This window comes from Psychrobacter sp. CX5 (assembly GCF_057621535.2).
On the sequence record NZ_CM177735.1, the window covers coordinates 474,907 to 492,378 of the forward strand.

Annotated in this window: 13 protein-coding genes; 10 read left to right on the plus strand and 3 right to left on the minus strand. The window is 41.2% G+C overall.

Annotation, left to right across the window (positions count from 1 at the left end):
- Positions 1-14 precede the first annotated feature (14 nt).
- The 5 genes from dapC (at position 15) to AC21OG_RS01790 (ending at position 6,993) form a co-directional block, all read left to right on the plus strand.
- The gene (gene dapC, locus AC21OG_RS01770; RefSeq protein WP_487377588.1) at positions 15-1,232 is read left to right on the plus strand and encodes a succinyldiaminopimelate transaminase; all 1,218 of its coding nucleotides are present in this window, start codon (positions 15-17) and stop codon (positions 1,230-1,232) included.
- A 256-nt stretch (positions 1,233-1,488) separates the two neighbouring features.
- Complete coding sequence (locus AC21OG_RS01775) at positions 1,489-3,522, plus strand: DUF294 nucleotidyltransferase-like domain-containing protein (RefSeq protein ID WP_487377590.1); 2,034 nt, start codon at positions 1,489-1,491, stop codon at positions 3,520-3,522.
- Between the two features lie 93 nt (positions 3,523-3,615).
- The gene (locus AC21OG_RS01780; RefSeq protein WP_487377592.1) at positions 3,616-4,221 is read left to right on the plus strand and encodes a 3'-5' exonuclease; all 606 of its coding nucleotides are present in this window, start codon (positions 3,616-3,618) and stop codon (positions 4,219-4,221) included.
- Between the two features lie 114 nt (positions 4,222-4,335).
- Positions 4,336-6,420 (plus strand): D-alanyl-D-alanine carboxypeptidase/D-alanyl-D-alanine-endopeptidase, encoded by a 2,085-nt coding sequence (locus AC21OG_RS01785; protein ID WP_487377593.1) that lies wholly within the window; start codon positions 4,336-4,338, stop codon positions 6,418-6,420.
- Between the two features lie 30 nt (positions 6,421-6,450).
- A complete protein-coding gene (locus AC21OG_RS01790) occupies positions 6,451-6,993 on the plus strand; it encodes a DUF421 domain-containing protein (protein ID WP_487377594.1) in 543 nt (180 codons plus the stop codon).
- Positions 6,994-7,418: 425 nt separating this feature from the next.
- Here the strand turns inward: AC21OG_RS01790 and AC21OG_RS01795 are convergent, their stop codons facing one another.
- Complete coding sequence (locus AC21OG_RS01795) at positions 7,419-7,865, minus strand: DUF2147 domain-containing protein (RefSeq protein ID WP_487377595.1); 447 nt, start codon at positions 7,863-7,865, stop codon at positions 7,419-7,421.
- A gap of 403 nt (positions 7,866-8,268) precedes the next feature.
- Between AC21OG_RS01795 and AC21OG_RS01800 the strand changes: the two genes are divergently transcribed.
- The 3 genes from AC21OG_RS01800 (at position 8,269) to AC21OG_RS01810 (ending at position 10,916) form a co-directional block, all read left to right on the plus strand.
- On the plus strand, positions 8,269-9,156 hold the full coding sequence (locus tag AC21OG_RS01800) for an N-acetylmuramoyl-L-alanine amidase (protein WP_487377596.1): 888 nt from the start codon (positions 8,269-8,271) through the stop codon (positions 9,154-9,156).
- 651 nt (positions 9,157-9,807) lie between these two features.
- Positions 9,808-10,557: a DUF3800 domain-containing protein gene (locus AC21OG_RS01805; protein WP_487377597.1), complete on the plus strand. Its 750-nt coding sequence runs from the start codon at positions 9,808-9,810 to the stop codon at positions 10,555-10,557.
- A 185-nt stretch (positions 10,558-10,742) separates the two neighbouring features.
- Positions 10,743-10,916 (plus strand): peptidoglycan-binding protein, encoded by a 174-nt coding sequence (locus AC21OG_RS01810; protein ID WP_487377598.1) that lies wholly within the window; start codon positions 10,743-10,745, stop codon positions 10,914-10,916.
- An 81-nt stretch (positions 10,917-10,997) separates the two neighbouring features.
- Here AC21OG_RS01810 and AC21OG_RS01815 read toward each other — a convergent pair whose 3' ends face one another.
- Complete coding sequence (locus AC21OG_RS01815; RefSeq protein WP_487377599.1) at positions 10,998-11,804, minus strand: M48 family metallopeptidase; 807 nt, start codon at positions 11,802-11,804, stop codon at positions 10,998-11,000.
- Positions 11,805-12,378: 574 nt separating this feature from the next.
- Here AC21OG_RS01815 and AC21OG_RS01820 point away from each other — a divergent pair.
- Positions 12,379-13,518 (plus strand): hypothetical protein, encoded by a 1,140-nt coding sequence (locus AC21OG_RS01820; protein ID WP_487377600.1) that lies wholly within the window; start codon positions 12,379-12,381, stop codon positions 13,516-13,518.
- 291 nt (positions 13,519-13,809) lie between these two features.
- On the opposite strand, the gene tgt is transcribed toward AC21OG_RS01820, so the two are convergent.
- Positions 13,810-14,961, minus strand: a complete 1,152-nt coding sequence (gene tgt, locus AC21OG_RS01825) for a tRNA guanosine(34) transglycosylase Tgt (protein ID WP_487377601.1) — start codon at positions 14,959-14,961, stop codon at positions 13,810-13,812.
- A 437-nt stretch (positions 14,962-15,398) separates the two neighbouring features.
- Between tgt and AC21OG_RS01830 the strand changes: the two genes are divergently transcribed.
- On the plus strand, positions 15,399-17,420 hold the full coding sequence (locus tag AC21OG_RS01830; protein ID WP_487377602.1) for a FimV/HubP family polar landmark protein: 2,022 nt from the start codon (positions 15,399-15,401) through the stop codon (positions 17,418-17,420).
- Positions 17,421-17,472 lie beyond the last annotated feature (52 nt).

Consider the following 17,472-nt stretch of genomic DNA (forward strand, 5'->3'; position numbering starts at 1 on the left):
TGAATAGGCACACTATGAATCCAAAATTAGAGCTTCTCCATCCCTATCCCTTTGCCAAGATGGCCAAACTTTTGGCTGACTCAGTGCCTGCCAGCAAGTATGAGACTATTAAGCTTGGCATAGGTGAGCCTAAGCATGAGCCGCCTGCTTTTGTGCTTGAGGAGCTTGCAGGAAACTTAAGTAGGGTGCAAAACTATCCAAGTACGAATGGCCTACCCGAGCTACGCCAAGCGATTGCAACCTGGTTACATAACCGCTTTTCGCTAAATAAAATCAGTGCGGACACTCAGGTGCTCCCCGTCATGGGGACTCGAGAAGCTATCTTCAGTTTTGTACAAGCGGCTATAGAACCTGCAGCTGCATCAGATAATAAGCCGTTAATTGTCATGCCCAATCCTTTTTATCAAATTTATGAGGGGGCGGCACTACTAGCGGGCGCAGAGCCTTACTTTGTCCCTTGTACGCAGGATAATGACTTTAAGGGTGATTATCAATCTGTTCCTGAGGCGGTATGGGCGCGTACTCAACTTGTCTTTGTGTGTAGTCCCAATAACCCGACCGGCGCCGTGTTTAGTGAATCTGACTGGCAGGCGTTAATTGAGCTATCTGATAAGCATGATTTTATTATTGCCAGTGATGAATGCTATAGCGAATTGTATTTCGATCAGCCGCCAATGGGATTGCTTGAAGCCTGTGCCAATATGGGCCGTGATGACTATAAAAACTGCGTTGTCTTTCATTCGCTGTCAAAGCGTTCAAACCTACCCGGACTGCGTTCAGGGTTTATCGCTGGGGATGCACAGCTGCTTGCCCCTTATTTGCAGTACCGTACCTATCAAGGTTGTGCCATGCCGATCCATCACCAATTAGCCTCTATCGCAGCTTGGCAAGATGAAGATCATGTGGCGCACAATCGTGAGTTATATGCTCAAAAATTTGATCTGTGGATGAGTGAATTAGGAGATATCCTACAGCTACGCAGGCCTGATGCTGGGTTTTATCTATGGGTACAAGCCCCAGAACAGTTTAGTGACGCACAAGGCGAGCGCGATGATGAAGCTTTTGTCAAAGCCTTGTACGAAAAGCTTAATATCAATGCGTTGGCAGGTCGCTATTTATCAAGAGACGTCAATGCTTTTAATCCTGGTAAAGGCTTTGTGCGCTTGGCATTAGTCGCCAGTGTTGAGGAAAGTCGTGAAGCTATTGAACGAATAAAAGACTTGTTAAATTAACGGCGTTATAGAACTATTTAAGAACCGGCATTCACAACCTTTAAATGGATTTTTTTGCCTTAAATTGCATAACTATCGCTTGTAAATATATAGTCAAAGAAGTCTAAAATGGTTACAAGGCAACCGAGTTCAAGTAGCAAGTAATACGGGAGTAGGCTTAACGAGGTTAGCGCCGTAACCATTTAGTAGTTCGCTGACCATAGTTTGTCTACAACTATATTAACCCAAACAATATGACATAACCATGGAGCGGTTTATGACAAGGCTAGACTTTACGCAACCTCCTTTTGACGTTTTAAGCGCCAATGAGCGAGAGATGCTAAAAAAACAAACCCAGATCCGCTATTTGCCTAAAGATGAGGTCATAAGTCCTGAAGATATTAACTATTTTTATGTGATATTAAAGGGCGGTATTCAGCAAAGTTTAAAAGGCAATAAGGCAGACGACTTTAACTCTACCATGTATAGCAATGACTGGTTTGATGGTCGTAAAACCCCTCTGGATTCATCAAGCTCTCAAGCTAGCTATCTACCACAACGGATTGCCATTCCCCAAATTGATGATCTGTATCACGCCAATCATGCTGTATCGAATGACGATACAGCGCCTAATTTAAATCAGGATGTTAATCCGACTTACCACTATCAAGCCATTGAAGACAGCTTGTTACTGCAAATTAATCCTGAAGCTATCGATGAATTAATTGTTAAAAATCCAGACATCAAAAACCTGCTGAGCGGTGAACTTGCTGAGCGAATGCATGCCTATAGTAAGCGGGGACACACTTATTCACCATGGCAAGAACGCGCCACCCATTCAAAGGGCGCATTAAGCAACCCGCAAGCAGAATCTCAGCAGTTGATGCTGCAACCCGTATCCGCCATTCGTATGTTACAGGTTCATACTGTCTCTGAGAATGCAACCTTATTTGATGCCGCCTCCACCATGACTCAGGCAGGCTTAAAGCATGTTTTGGTGAAGCGTCTACCGACAATAGAGCGTCACCCTACCCGCTCGCATCAAAGCAATATGGGTATTTTAACTGACGCTGATATATGCCGTGCTGTCAGTGATCAGGTAGATATGAGTACGACGCTATGCCGTGATTATGCCAAATTTAAGCTGCATACCATTGACCATCACCAAGATGTCAGCGAAGCGTTATTAACTATGATTCGCCACCGTGTCCACCGGTTGCCCGTGATCGATGACAATCAACAGGTTATTGGCGTTCTTGGTCAAACGGATTTACTGGCTTTTATCAGTCACCACTCTCATTTAATTACACTACAGATCGAACAAGCTGATACCATTGAGAGACTTAAAGAGCCCGTTGAGCAGATTGGGCGATATATCCGCGAGCAACATAAAAACGGCATAAAGATCAGTGTGATAAGCCGCATGGTTCAGGCACTAAATGCTCAAGTATTTGCAAAACTTTGGCGCATTATCGTCCCAAACATGGTATTTGAAAATACCTGTATTATCGTCATGGGCTCTGAAGGTCGAGGTGAGCAAATCATGCGTACTGATCAGGATAATGCCTTAATTATCAGAAATGGCTTTAGTCACCCTGAGTTGGCCACCTATGCCGATACGTTTAATCAAACCCTCGCTGAAATGGGCTATCCGCTTTGCGATGGCAATATTATGATGACCAACCCTATGTGGCGCCAATCGTTAAATCGCTTTAAAGCTCAAGTCACTTCTTGGTTTAAACAAGAGCAACCAGAGCATGCTATTTGGCTGGCGTCACTACTCGATGCCGCCTACGTGTGCGGAGATGAACGGCTACTTGACAGTCTTCGCAGCCATTTACAGATCGCCCACCGTAGCACGGACCCCATGTTTATTCGCAGCTTTGCAAAGGCCGCTTTGCAGTTTGGCGATGTCAATCAGTGGTGGAAGAAGTTTATGCCTCTGATTGGCAAACCATTGCCACAAGACATAGATCTTAAAAAAGCAGGGATATTTCCTTTGGTCCATGGTATTCGTGCCTTGGCATTAGAAAATGATATTGTAGAGGTAACAAGTACCAAGGCTCGACTTGAGCACTTAGTGCGGGCCGATGTACTGTCAAAGAAACGGGCTGAGACGCTTAATGAAGCACTTGAATTCTTTATGGCGCGCCGTCTCGATATCGCTCTAGCCACAGAAGATAAGCAAGCTCGACAAGTGGATCCGACCACGTTATCGGCACTAGAACGGGATATACTTAAGGAGTGCTTAAATGTGGTTAAAAGCTTTAAAAATGAGCTGCGCCACCGTTATCAGCTTGAAGTTGCCTGATCGGTTAGGATAAGCTTGGGTGTTAAGGTAGGGCGTAATATTTTGACCATCTGACCCAAACTATCTCTTGTCATTATTTATAGAGCCAACATTATGAACCTTGTGCATCAGCTAAAGTCAGCTTGGTATCTTCAACGCTTAACCCGCCCTGAGCACAAGGGTATGTTTGAAAGTCCACCCCCAAATCAGTGGGTAGCTATAGATTGTGAAATGACTGGGCTTAATGCGAAGAAAAACCATATCCTATCTGTTGCCGCAGTCCATATTAATGGTAACGTTATCAATACTGGTAGTGCGCAACATCTCATCTGCCGTCCTCCTGTGATGCCAAAAAAGGATACGATTATCATTCATGGATTACGGCCTATAGATGTTGAAAATGGATTAAGCTATGAGCAAATGCTCAATACTCTATTGCCTTACATAGGCAATCGTCCCATTGTCGGGTTCTGTCCGCAGTTGGATATGCAGTTTTTAAATCTTTTAGCAAAAACCTATATGGGCGTCCCCCTTCCCAATCATGTCATTGATATTCGTCATCTTTACAACCGCTATAGTGGCAATCGTACCCAAGGCGTGTCCCATCAATCGCAACATCTTACCAATATCTGCCATCAGTTAAGGATACCAAATCTTGGCACCCACGATGCCTATAATGATGCACTCATGACCGCCATGGCGTTTTTACATCTAAAATAATCAAACAACTGCATCTAAAGATTGTAAAATTTTAGTATTATCCTACAATATGTCTATCTAACGCTTCTATTTGGTCCCTCAACCTTTTAACTCAATCACCATACTGCTAATCCTATGATGTCGCCTCTTTTAAATTCTTTTGACCCCAATATTGCAAAAGACACCTTTACTATTAATAAAAAACGTCTACAAAAAGTATCTCAACTCACCACTCGTATCGCTATTGGATTGGGTATTAGTCTTAGTGCTCTCTCACAGGCTCATTCGCAACTGCCTGAACCCATCGAGCATGCCCTGAATCGAGCTCATATTAGTCAAGATGATATCAGTTTGGTGATACTGCCTGTTAGCACACAGCCTAATCTAAACAAGCCCAACCAGAACAACAACGCTAATCAAGCTAATCCGAATCAAGCTAATAAGGGACAAACCATTGACCGTCCCCCTACTAGCCGCTTGTCTGCTATCGTCAATCCAGCGGTAGCTAAGGAAAAACAGAATGTCATCACTGATCCAGATGCCATTCCACCTGAGCAGCCGCCAAGCCAAGTGCCTAAAATACTCGTAAAACCAACGCCTTCCTCAGTTTCTGGCAAATCTATATCTAATCAAGATACTGAGACAACAGGCTCGAAAACATCAGGCTCAACATCAACCGATACGCAGCCCGTCCTAGCAGAAAATTCATTAGACATTAACGAGTCAACGAATACTTTAAGCGGTGTTGCTGCCGCCGACTTTCCTTTTCGGCATCTTGCTGATGTGCCGCGCACCCCTGCCAGCACCATGAAATTGATTCCCACCTTTATCGCATTGGATTTGCTAGGACCTGATTTTGTATGGTTTACCAAGATATATCATACAGGCTATATCTCTGGTAATACCTTGTATGGCGACTTGATTATTAGAGGCAGTGGCGATCCTAAACTGACCCATCAACGTTTAAACAAACTACTGTATGAGGTTAGTAAGGCTGGTATTCGTCATATAGAAGGCGACATTATATTGGATAGCTCTGTATTTCAAGGCGTTAGTAAAGATCCTGCTGCGTTTGATAACGACCCCCTTCGACCCTACAATGCCAGTCCTGATGGCCTACTGATCAACTTTAGTAGTATAGAGATGACCGCCATACCCTTACTGAATGCTGGTCAAAATGATACGGCTCAGCTTATCTATAAGCCATTGCTTGCTGATTACCAGCTACCAAACAGTGTTGGTCTTACAAACTTAGGAAGATGTTCAAGTATTCGTTCCACTTTAGCGCCTGTATGGCAAAACGAAGGCCTCAGCCTTAGAAAACAATTACCACGCTCTTGTGGTACACACTCTTTTTATATTGCTTATCCTGATGCCAAGCAATTCGCTAAGGGCGTGGTGAAGAATAAATGGCTAAATTTAGACAATTCTATTACGGGTAATGTTAAGTTTTTAAACTTAGGCCACACCTTATCTGGTGGGGTTATTAATACTGAATACCCCCTAAAGACTGAGTTTGGAAGCTATTTAGACATGAGTACCGAGCAAGACACTACCCCGACCGTTTACTCACTTTCAAGTTTACCGTCATCGCCGATACCGTTCATAAGCTACCCCTCACTGCCGTTATCACAGCAGATTTACGACATTAACCATTATTCAAATAACGTTATGACTGAACAAGTGACCTTAACGCTACCCTTATATATTGATGTCAAGACACTTGAAGCTGGTAGTTATGACAATACCACCGCCATCAAACCCATTAAAGAGACACATTCAGACTATACCAAAGCCTTAGCGACTCTCAACCACTGGTGGCAAAAAAACTTACAAACCCAGCCGCCTGTTATGACGAACGGCTCAGGACTGTGCCGAGACTGTAGCGTTACTGCGGACAATCTGGCTGAATTACTCCAGTTTGCGTATCAACATCCAGACTTTCAGACCTACGTGAACTCATTGGGTGTCGCAGGTATAGATGGTACAATCGCCCAGCATGCCGATCGTTTGCCAAACTCAGCAGCGATAGGTCGTGCTTGGATTAAAACAGGGACACTTGATAATGTCACGTCGATGGCAGGGTATGTACATGGCAACTCTGGTCAAGACTATGTGGTGGTAGGCATTATCAATAACTCAGACAATGCTCAGCCTTTAAATACGTATGAAGCCCGCTACGTGCTTGATACCATGTTAGACTGGACAGCTCAGCAATAAATATTCATTTATTTTAAAAGGCATGTGTTAATGGATATGATTTTTTTTGACAGTTGGGAGACCTTAAGCCGCATTGTCATCACAGCGGTGTTTGTCTATGTGTGCATTGTCGCCTTTCACAAAGTCTCTGGTAAGCGCTCAACCTCGCAGCTCAATAATTTTGATTGGGTAGTGACCGTTATGATCGGGTCTATCGGCGCCAGTACCATTGTATTAAAAAACGTGCCTGTCATTGAAGGGATGGCCTCTATTGCGACACTACTGTTCTTACAATATATCGTGACAAAATACTCTTCTATTTCGGCTGAATTTGCAAACGTTATTATTGCAGAGCCTCGCGTGGTATTTTATCAAGGCCAATTTTTACCTGATGCCATGCGCAAAGAGCGCCTGACCCGTCAAGAAATTGAATGCGCCATGCGTAGTGAAGGTATTCATGATTTTGATCAGGTTGCCGCTGTTATCTTTGAGAGTGATGCCAAGCTGACTGTTGTGCCTATTCGCGATGCAGACGATCGCTTTGACGAAGATGGCAATTTAAAACCTTCTGATACCCTTGATGCCTTATCCTAATCTGTTAACTCGTTAGTCCGTTAAGCACTCAGACTATTCAACTGATTTAGCTTTTCAACCTGAATTCGGGATAATCAACTCATCAAATTTAAGGTAATAGGCACCGCTCTGTTGCAAAGGAATGCTTCTTACCTTTAAGACAAATGATCTTCATCCCTTTTTCACTTTGGAAAGGTTAGCTCCCTTCCTTTTCCAAAAGAAGGGTTGGGGATGGATTTTTTAACCCAAATAAAAACAATGGCTGACAAAAAATCTTATCCCGAATTCAGGTTATTTAAAAACCTAACTTGTTTTATCATTGCTTCATAAGACCAATCTTAAACATAACGCGCAAAAAAAGGTTAGAGAACTTAAGCTCTCTAACCTTTTATCGTAATTAGGGTAATCAATTTACCATAATTAAATCATAGTAATCAAAACATTCATTATTTAATACGGGTCCAAGTTTGGCTACGCTTTAATGGGGTATATTTAATATTACCAGTTAGCTTCAAACTTTGACCATTCGATGCCAATGTTACTTTGCCGCCATACACTTTACCAGTTTCTGGATCTACCAAGTTACCACCTGACCATTTGTTATTACCGTCTGCTTTCAGACCCGTAAGAATTGGCAGGCCGACGATTGGTTTGTTTTTTAAGGACCCTGAGCATTTTGAGCAGACTTCTTTCGCTTTAGACGCGTCATTCACTTTAATGATGGTACCCGTGACGACCCCATTTTTTTCAGTCATCTTGATAACGGCTTTTTTCTCACCCGTTTTGTCATCAATTGATTGCCACTGGGTATTGTTTAAAGAGGCTGCCATAGCGGCAGTAGATAGTAAACCTGTTAAGGTAGCAGTTGCAAGTAAAGTAGTAAAACGTTTCATAATCGACTCCAATCGAAAAAATAAGTAAATCCATTTAAGGTATTCAACGTGACCATATCGCTAAATATGATTTGATAAGCTTGGCTAAAATATTTGACGTGTCCTAAGACTTACCAAACACTCAACCTGATCTTATCAGGGTTCAAAGCTTGTGTAGCAACGAACAGCCTAATCATACAATTTAAATTTCAGGATGTCGACACTCTATTATGCAATAGGTCTTAAAATACTGTTTATCCATTATATTTACGCATTTGCGTAACATTAAGGCATTATTATTACCGTTATGTATTTAATGCTAGTCGTTTATTTATTACCTCATTTTAGTCAGCCTTCTACCCTTAAAATACACCCTTTCACTATCCTTATTTCACCTCACTCACTTGTAAAATTAGTATTTCACATGACCCAAAAATATCAATCAATACCAAAGCCGTCCGTACCTCTATTAGCGTTAGCGGGGCTTAGCCTCAGCTTAGTGTTAACAAGCTGTGCCGCTATCACCACACCGCACTATGCTATCGATAGCCAAACTTATCAGGCGCAAGGCAAAAACCAACGCATCTCATCTATCGTCCTGCATTACACTGCTGAGAATGAAGCGGAATCCATTCGCTTGCTCACCACTGCAAATGTCAGCGCCCATTATTTAATTCCTTTGACTGAAAACAATACCATTTATCAGCTAGTCCCCGATCATGAGCGTGCTTGGCATGCTGGCAAGGGTGCCTTTGCAGGGAGACGCGTGTTGAACGATACCTCTATCGGTATAGAAATTGTCAATGAAGGCATCAAAAAAGAATTTCGACGGGCCACAAATACTGACAACAACGGCTACCATCCGCCTGAGCATTTTGTCGCGTTTACCGATACTCAAGTGCAAAAATTGGCTCAATTGATTAAAGACTTAAGCGATAAATATGAGATAGAGCCGACCCACATCATCGGTCACTCAGATATGGCACCGTCACGCAAGATTGACCCGGGTGCCAAATTTCCTTGGGAGCGCTTATATAAAGAATATGGTATCGGTGCTTGGTATGACGAAATTGATAAACAGCAGTTTATGAGCGATGGTTCTTTTGCCACCCTAACTATTCCACAGATAAAACAGTTATTTAGAGACTACGGATATGCAATCAACACGACTGACGAATGGGATAAGCCGAGCCGCGATGTTATTTATGCCTTTCAGCTACACTTTCGACCGCAAAAAATAGATGGAGAAATGGACTTAGAAACTTACGCTATATTAAGGGCACTCAATAAAAAGTATATCAAAGAGCATTAAACTCAATCTTGTGAATAGATTTATGGGTGATCGTATGGTTCGTCATATCTAGAGATATTTGATCGCTATTCATTCATTAATAAGCTTTATTAGCCTTTGAAGCAGCTTGCTAAATAGGCATAACTTCATGTAAATGCTAAATAAAAAAGGAAATAAATAGGACGTGAGATTTCAAAAAACTTAAAGGCCAAAAACTTAAAGATAAGGTGCTAAAAACCTAAAAACTGGCCGCAACATCTGGAATCTTGCCACCCTACCAAATATGCAGTGTCATACGTCTTGTTTTTCTAAACAGTGACGCGCGCCTCGTCCCTCGGCAACCACCACCACTTTAAATGAATCACTATACAACTGTAGAGCAATCGTTGTTCCGTTCGAAAAATAACCATTTAGATTTAGCCAAGTTGTGAAATGTCCCGACGTATGGTTTTTGCCTGTCTCTGTTAGGTAGTACTATTCCATCGGTACGTTCTATATCTGACAGTAATAGTTCTTTTAAGGCAGGTTTTATTTGAGTTTTGACGCTTTGATAATTTTCAATTAAGAGTAATATTCCTTTCTTATGAATCTGCTTTTCATTATTTAATCTCTTTAACTTAATAATATAGAAATATACTATAATAAACCTTTATAGATAGTTTTGAGAGATTAATGGATTTTAGTGACTATATTGTTTACGTGGACGAAAGTGGCGACCCAAGATTGACAGGTTACAATCCTAAGTACCCAATATTTATTTTAGCCTTCTGTATTTTTCATAAAAGACACTATACAAATACAGTTGTCAAAGAGGTTCAAAACTTAAAATTCAAGCATTTTGGTCACGATATGATTATATTGCATGAAAGAGAGATTCTAAAAAATACAGGTCAATTTAATAAAATCACTCGTCAGCAGCAGCAGTCATTATTGAATGATTTAACCGCCTTGATAAATCAAACTAACTTTATTGTCATATCCTGTGTTATTGATAAACCTAAGTTATCGAAGCGATATGAAACCCCACATAACCCCTATCATTTAGGTATTAAGTTCGGTTTAGAGCGGTTGTACAATTTCTTAGGAGAGAAGAGTCAACTGGATAAAAAGACGCACATCGTTTTTGAACAACGCGGTTTAAAGGAAGATAATGAGGTTAGGCAAGCTTTCTTTGACTACTGTCAGGGTAATAACCACCATAATAAGTGCTACCCTTTTGAATTAGTAATGGCTTCAAAAAAAGTGAACTCTACTGGATTACAATTTGCAGATTTAATAGCTCGCCCTATTGGTAACCATGTTTTAAATCCACAACAGAATAACAGGGCTTTTGATGTCATCAAGCATAAGTTATATTGTAAATATGGTAGAGAAAATACAGGTAAGGCATATGTAGGGTATGGACTTAAGGTCTTCCCTTAAACAGTTCTCCAAAATAAAAGGCACTAACCTAAGTTAGCACCTTTTACCGACTGGGAACTCCCGGTCCATGAATGAATTATAGACTATTAATAGTATTAAGACAATATACTTTAGATCCGGTCAGTAGGGTGCGCCCCGCGCACCAATAAATGTAGACTGTTCTAAAGGGTACATGGGACGCACCCTTGTATCTACGATACTACGGATATGCAATCAACACGACTGACGAATGGGATAAGCCAAGCCGCGATGTTATTTATGCCTTTCAGCTACACTTTCGACTGCAAAAAACGGATGGAGTATTGGACTTAGAAACTTACGCTATCTTAAGCGCACTCAATAAAAAGTATGATAAATAAAACAAGGGTCTATTGATAAATCAACAGACCCTTGTTTTTTTCTATAGTCACTCACTACTATTTTATCTACGATATTGAAGATTAATTTCCATTAGGTGCTTTTGAAGCAGCTTGATAAATGGGCATCACTTCGGGCAGTTGTGCTTGTATTTTTGCAATACGCTGTTGAGAATTTGGATGGGTGGACATTAACGTCACCACGGCATTACTACGCCCATTGACTGCTTCCATTTTCTTCCACACAGACACGCCTGCTTCTGGGTTATAACCCGCTTGTGCCATGAGGCGTATACCACCGGCATCCGCTTCTGACTCTTGACTACGAGAAAAAGGCTTATCAATACCTAAGTCACTCAGTAAGCCCACTGACTGTTGATCTAGACCTGTTTTTTGTTGGATAGCCGCCCCGCCTAATTGAACCGCCAAACTCGTTAAGATTTTCTGTCCTGCATCTTTTTTACTGTGTTCCTCTAAGGCATGGGTCATTTCATGCCCTACAATAGCCGCAATCTCAGCATCCGTCAGATTTAACTTCTCTACGATACCGGTATACACCACCATTTTTCCACCTGGCATTGCCCAGGCGTTTAACTCAGGTGAGCGGATGACGGTCATCTCCCAAGTGAACGGAACTCCTGTCGTATTAGCACGCTCCGCATAGGGTTTTAGGCGATTAAAAACCTTTTTTACGCGAACTGCTGTGGGTGAAGTATTATCAACAACCCCTTCATTACTGGCCTGAGCGACGACCTGACTGTAGCTTTTAGCAGCGCTTCTGTTTAGCGTGGCTGTATCATATCCTGCCATATCTGCAACGGTTGTACAGCCTGCTAACGTCATCACTGCTGACAATAAAAGTGCATTTTTTAGTTTAAAAAACGTAGTCATCATATTTCCTTATACAACTGTGGCGGTGGTCAATTGAAGTCATGCCGATCTCATTAAGACGATTTAGCAACTGACACTGACTTCAAAACTACTATTTAATAGTTTAAGTTTATTGACGATAAATGTAACCTATATGTAAATAATGTATCTAAATAATTACTAAACTGAATTTATCATATAAGTTTAAAGCTGTCTATTCAAAAATAATCTTTATAATCAATTTAATAGAGCTAAAGCTACGTCTAAATTTGCAACCCTTAAAATACAAGGTAAATATTTAAATATCGGGTACAAGATTGGATACAGTGATTAAATGGTAGTTCGAAACGTTAATAAAACAACATTGTGAAGTTTCTACAAGAAAGCAGTTAAAATTGAAGCAGTAAACCGTCATAACCTTAAAACAAAGCTAAAAACAAAACTAAATACACAGACCTAACAAACAAAAACTGGCCGCAACATCTGGAATCTTGCCACCCTACCAAATATGCAACTTCATACGTCCTGTTTCTCTATACAGTGGCGCGCGCCTCGTCCCTCGGCAACAACAACCTTAAATTAATGAGGAATAAACATGCTACAACGTTTCATTACTCTGTTAGTACTAACGGTACTGTCTACCACAACTTTTGCCGTAATAAAACAAAACGATGCGCTTGAGGAAGGTTACTCTTCTGTGACTGCTTTTTTTGATAACACTATCGATGGTGATAATAAAACAGCCGTTTTAGATACCCCTAGAGACTTGTTACTATCGCCCGATAATGCACATTTATTACTTTTCGATAATAATGGATATGGCATGCGCTTAGTCGATAAAAATGGCACAGTAACAACCACCAAAGTTGAATTGAATGTATATCCAAAAAATGATTTAAGGGAATATAAAACGGGCAATATGCTTCTTGCCGACGGTTCTAATCAAATACTCCTTCAAGTCACTCCTGATTACACGCCTTATTTGTTTGCTGGAAAGCGTTTGACGGTTGCGGAACAAGATTTGAGAATAATGAATTACGCATTCGGAGATCAGATAGAAATACCCCAGTCAGTAAAATTATCTCAAGCAGACTTCGATATCCCGTTAAGTATTACGCCTATAGACGTTAAAGGCTGGATTCTTATAGATGGTATGTTCGAAAACGTACTCAGATTTATTGATAGAGAAGGTACTATTACGAAGGTAACAGGGTTGGAGCGCTTGGCTGAAGCAGACCGAATTACAACAATTCGAGAAAATGAGGGGATGTTGTACTTACTTGGTGAACAGGATGTTTATCAAATTGATTTCAACCCTAAAAATAAATCTGCAACGATAGTCTCGCATTGGCATAATAGTAACCTTTCTGCTCATCAGCAATTTTACAATCTCGAAGGCATTGCATTCGATGGTCAACAGGCTATAGTGGTTGACAGTGACTCTGGAAGGATACTTGAGTTAAAACCAAATAATAAGACCAAAGTAATCTATCAAATTCAGTGTAGCTCATTTACTTACTATACAAACACGTCCTTATGCAGACCACAAAACAAAAAAGGTGAAAATATATTTACGTCCTATGGCGATGTGATAAAGAATCCTTGGGACAAAGGTTATATTATTTCTGACAGTTCGATGGATGTTTTATATACCTTCAAAGATGGTAAATTAAGTCTATTTACTGGTCAATTAAAAGATGCCCGTTATTTAGATAGCACCATCAAGATAGATTAATAAGAGTATTATAAAAATCATCCATATATTTGAAAGACGGTCATTTAAATATTTTTAAAGTAATGAGCATTGCCTTAACAAGGTTTTTTAGCCCCGATTGTAGCGGATATCCTTGGTGAAACACTGTGGTGCGTGCGCTTGGTAAGTGGCGGTATCGTGGCAGCAGGAACGGCACTTGCCAGTAGCGCACGCCACAGTGTAAACCAAGATAATAGCGAAAGCGGGATTGGCTCCAACAACTAAACCACTGTTATAGACTTATTCGAAAACAATCAGGCTAACTCTACACGATTACTCAAGCGCTAAAGGGGGCACTTCTTGACCGCGTTTGTGATAAAAATCAGCCACAAATTCATCAAAGGTATCGTTATCAATCGCATCACGAATACCCTGCATTAAGCGCTGATAGTAGCGTAAGTTATGAATGGTAGCGAGCTGCGCGCCGAGCATTTCTTTGCATTTATTGAGGTGATATAAATAGGCACGACTGAAGTTTTTACAGCAATAGCAATCACATTCTGGATCTAGAGGTCCGACATCTTCACGGTATTGACTGTTACGAATACGCACGATGCCTTGGTTATCAAGGTTGCCAGTGACGAAGTAATGACCATTTCGCGCGTTGCGAGTTGGCATTACACAGTCAAACATATCGACACCACGGCGCACCGCTTCTAAAATGTCTTCTGGCTTGCCGACACCCATCAAATAACGGGGTTTGTCCGCAGGCATCAGCTCTGGCATATAGTTGAGGACGCTGATCATCTCCTCTTTAGGCTCTCCGACGGATAGACCACCTATGGCATAGCCATTAAAGCCAATATCAAGCAAGCCTTGCATCGACTGTTGGCGTAAGTCCTTATACATGCTGCCTTGCACGATACCAAATAAGGCGTTGCTATTGCCGAGTTTGCTGTGCTCATCGACGCAGCGTTGCCCCCAACGTAAGGATAACTCCAGTGATTTTTGTGCTTCAGAATACGTCGCTGGATAGGGGGTACATTCATCAAATTGCATCACGATATCGGAGTTTAAGGAGTATTGAATTTGCATAGACTTTTCGGGCGATAAGAATACCTTTGCGCCATCAATGGGTGATTTGAAAGCAACCCCTTCTTCGCTGATTTTTCGCATGGCGCCAAGACTAAAGACCTGAAAACCTCCTGAGTCAGTGAGGATTGGTTTATCCCAGTTCATAAATTGATGTAGACCGCCAAATTTGTCGATAACCTCAGTGCCCGGACGCAGCCATAAATGAAAGGTGTTGCCTAAGATGATATCAGCGCCAATGGCCTCGATATCACGCGGTAACATGCCTTTGACTGTGCCATAAGTGCCCACTGGCATAAAGGCAGGCGTTCGGATCTCACCATGGGCTAAGCTAACCGTGCCGCGACGTGCGCGTGATTCGCCCACTGCGGTTTTGTGTAAGGTAAATTGCATAACATTGACTCAAAAATTGTGTAAGTAGAGACTTAAGATAATGGGTTTAGACTATAAAATGGGGTCAAACGCATATATTGAAAGCATTGCTTAACATCACAGCGTAAAAGCGCTATGAATTAAAGAGTATTTCAATTATATTAGGTCGTACATGCGAGCAATTATAACACTCACAGCGCCTTATCGGGGGGCTATTGGATTTTGAGACAGAGTTTGATTTGTACTTGCTTAAAAGACCGATAACTCAAAACAATAACACTGTGTATCAAAGCTAAACGCTGCTTATTTGAAAATTTACTAGTAATCGTTAGTTTACTTTGATATAAAAGCAGAGTGACCTGTCACAAGTTGCATTACTTTTTATCTTCTTTTTTACTTCTATAACATCGTCTATCTACTCATTGCCAAGAGCCAAGGTGTCAGGCGAGGATACGTTTATGAGCTTAAGAATTATTATTGTCGTTATATTTATCCTACTATTAATTGCGTTGTTTTATATTGCATTTCGAGGTGACTCGTCGCAAGTTAAGCGCAAAGGTCTTGAGCAAGAGGCTAATCCTGATGCGCCAGACGGACTAAATAAGCAAGATGCACTCGATGAGCTTGCTGTGCCTGAAGAGTCAAACCTCGCAGAATCACAGGCTAAATATGAGCGAGACACTCATTATAGTAGCGAATTTGATGACGATGAGATAGTGGATGCACAGTTTGCAAACGACGCCCCTGTGTCAGTCTCAGCTACTGATTCCGTTGACGTTCCCAACGATTTATCTAAAAAAGAGTTGGCTAAAAACGACTTATATGAAAAAGAGTTATCTAAAACGGTACCTAAAAAAGACTTAGTCGATAAAGACATAGCTAACAAAGAATTAGATAACAAGGCTTCAATTGAAGCCCCGACTACTGACGCTTCTGATTCACCTGAAGTGAAAGAGATATCTAGCCAGCCTGTTACGCCTCGCTCTGAGCACTCAATAGCCGAACAACCTCTAATCAGTGAGAGTGAACTTGCTGATATTTTACAAGATAAAGAAGACGCTAAGAACCTAGAAACCGAAGAACAAGCTGAGAAAGAAAAAACTCATGAAAAAGACGCTCAAGAAGAAGACACTCAAATACTAGAACCAAACATAGTAGAGTCTAAAAAAGAAGACCTTCAGAAAGAAGAGCTTATTAAAGAAGACTCTAAGCAAGAAGACCCTGAAAAAGAAGACCCAGAAAAAGAAGTCACGCTACAACAAAAAGTTCAGCATCCCGAGAATGATCTTAAAGACAATGATCTTAAAGACAATGATCTAAAAAATAATGATCTGAAAGATAAAACTGAACATTTAAACACCCTTAACAGCCCGGACAACAAGGAAGACTCGGACGCATCACATCCCTCTTCTGCTCAGTCTTCTGAACCTGCAATAGCAGATCCAGAGAGTGCCGTCACCATAAAAGACCCTAATAGTCTTGAAACAAGCAATACCTCCGCTAGTCACTCTGAAGACCCTTTGTATAAAACGTTAGCAGCGGTAGACAACTTAGACTCTACCCCTGTTTTACCTGCTAAATCGCCTGATACTACTGATACTAACAAAGTGGCTAATACTGCTGATACGGTAGTAAATCCAGAGACCGACCCCACGTCTCAAACCAAAACCCTTAAAGTGACAGAAACGGATTTTAAAACCAGTGGACCAAAAACTAAAGTCATAGTCGAAGACAATAGATCTGATACGTCCAATGGTGTGACATTAGAGGCAGTCAAAGAGGAATCCGTCCCTGCGAAACCTAGCACACAAGATGATGCTATTACAAAGGCGGATCAAGAAGATAAAGCTACTGATGAACAACCTGCCGAACATACTGCCAATGAAGATTTTAGTCAGCAAACAGTTAAGCAAGATACTGTTAAAGAAGACATAGCTAATGAAGACATCAGTATGCAAGATACTGTTAATGAAGACCTAGCTAATGAAGAGGCTAATAAAGCTAAAACGGTTGAAGAAGACACCATTAATAAAGATCAGGAGCTAAGCCAGTCAAAAGGTAATGATATTAAAGACGATATAGATAATGATACTGATAATAGCCAGTTAGATGACATATCTGAGCAACTTAAGCCTGAGGATAGTCATCTTGCAGATGCAAGCGATGTCAGCCCCGTTTCAGAAGATCGGGGTGAACCGGAACAAGAACAAGAAAAAGTTGCCGATAGCGCAGAGTCAGACAGCTCGATTGCACCTGTCGTCGCGGATATGGAAGAAGACGCCACCTTGACTGATGATATGCAGGCGTTTGATTTCGTTAAAGAATTAGACAGCACTCAGCTGACTTTGGACTTAGCTCATCAATATTTAGAAGTGGGTGAATACGACAGTGCCAAACGCTTGGTGCAAGAAGTTATCGAAGGTGATGGTAGTGATAAACAAAAGTCGATTGCTAAAGACATATTAAGTCGCTTGTATTAAACTATGCGCTCCAGAAAGGGTTAAGGTAGGGATCGGTTTTAGACTTCCTGCC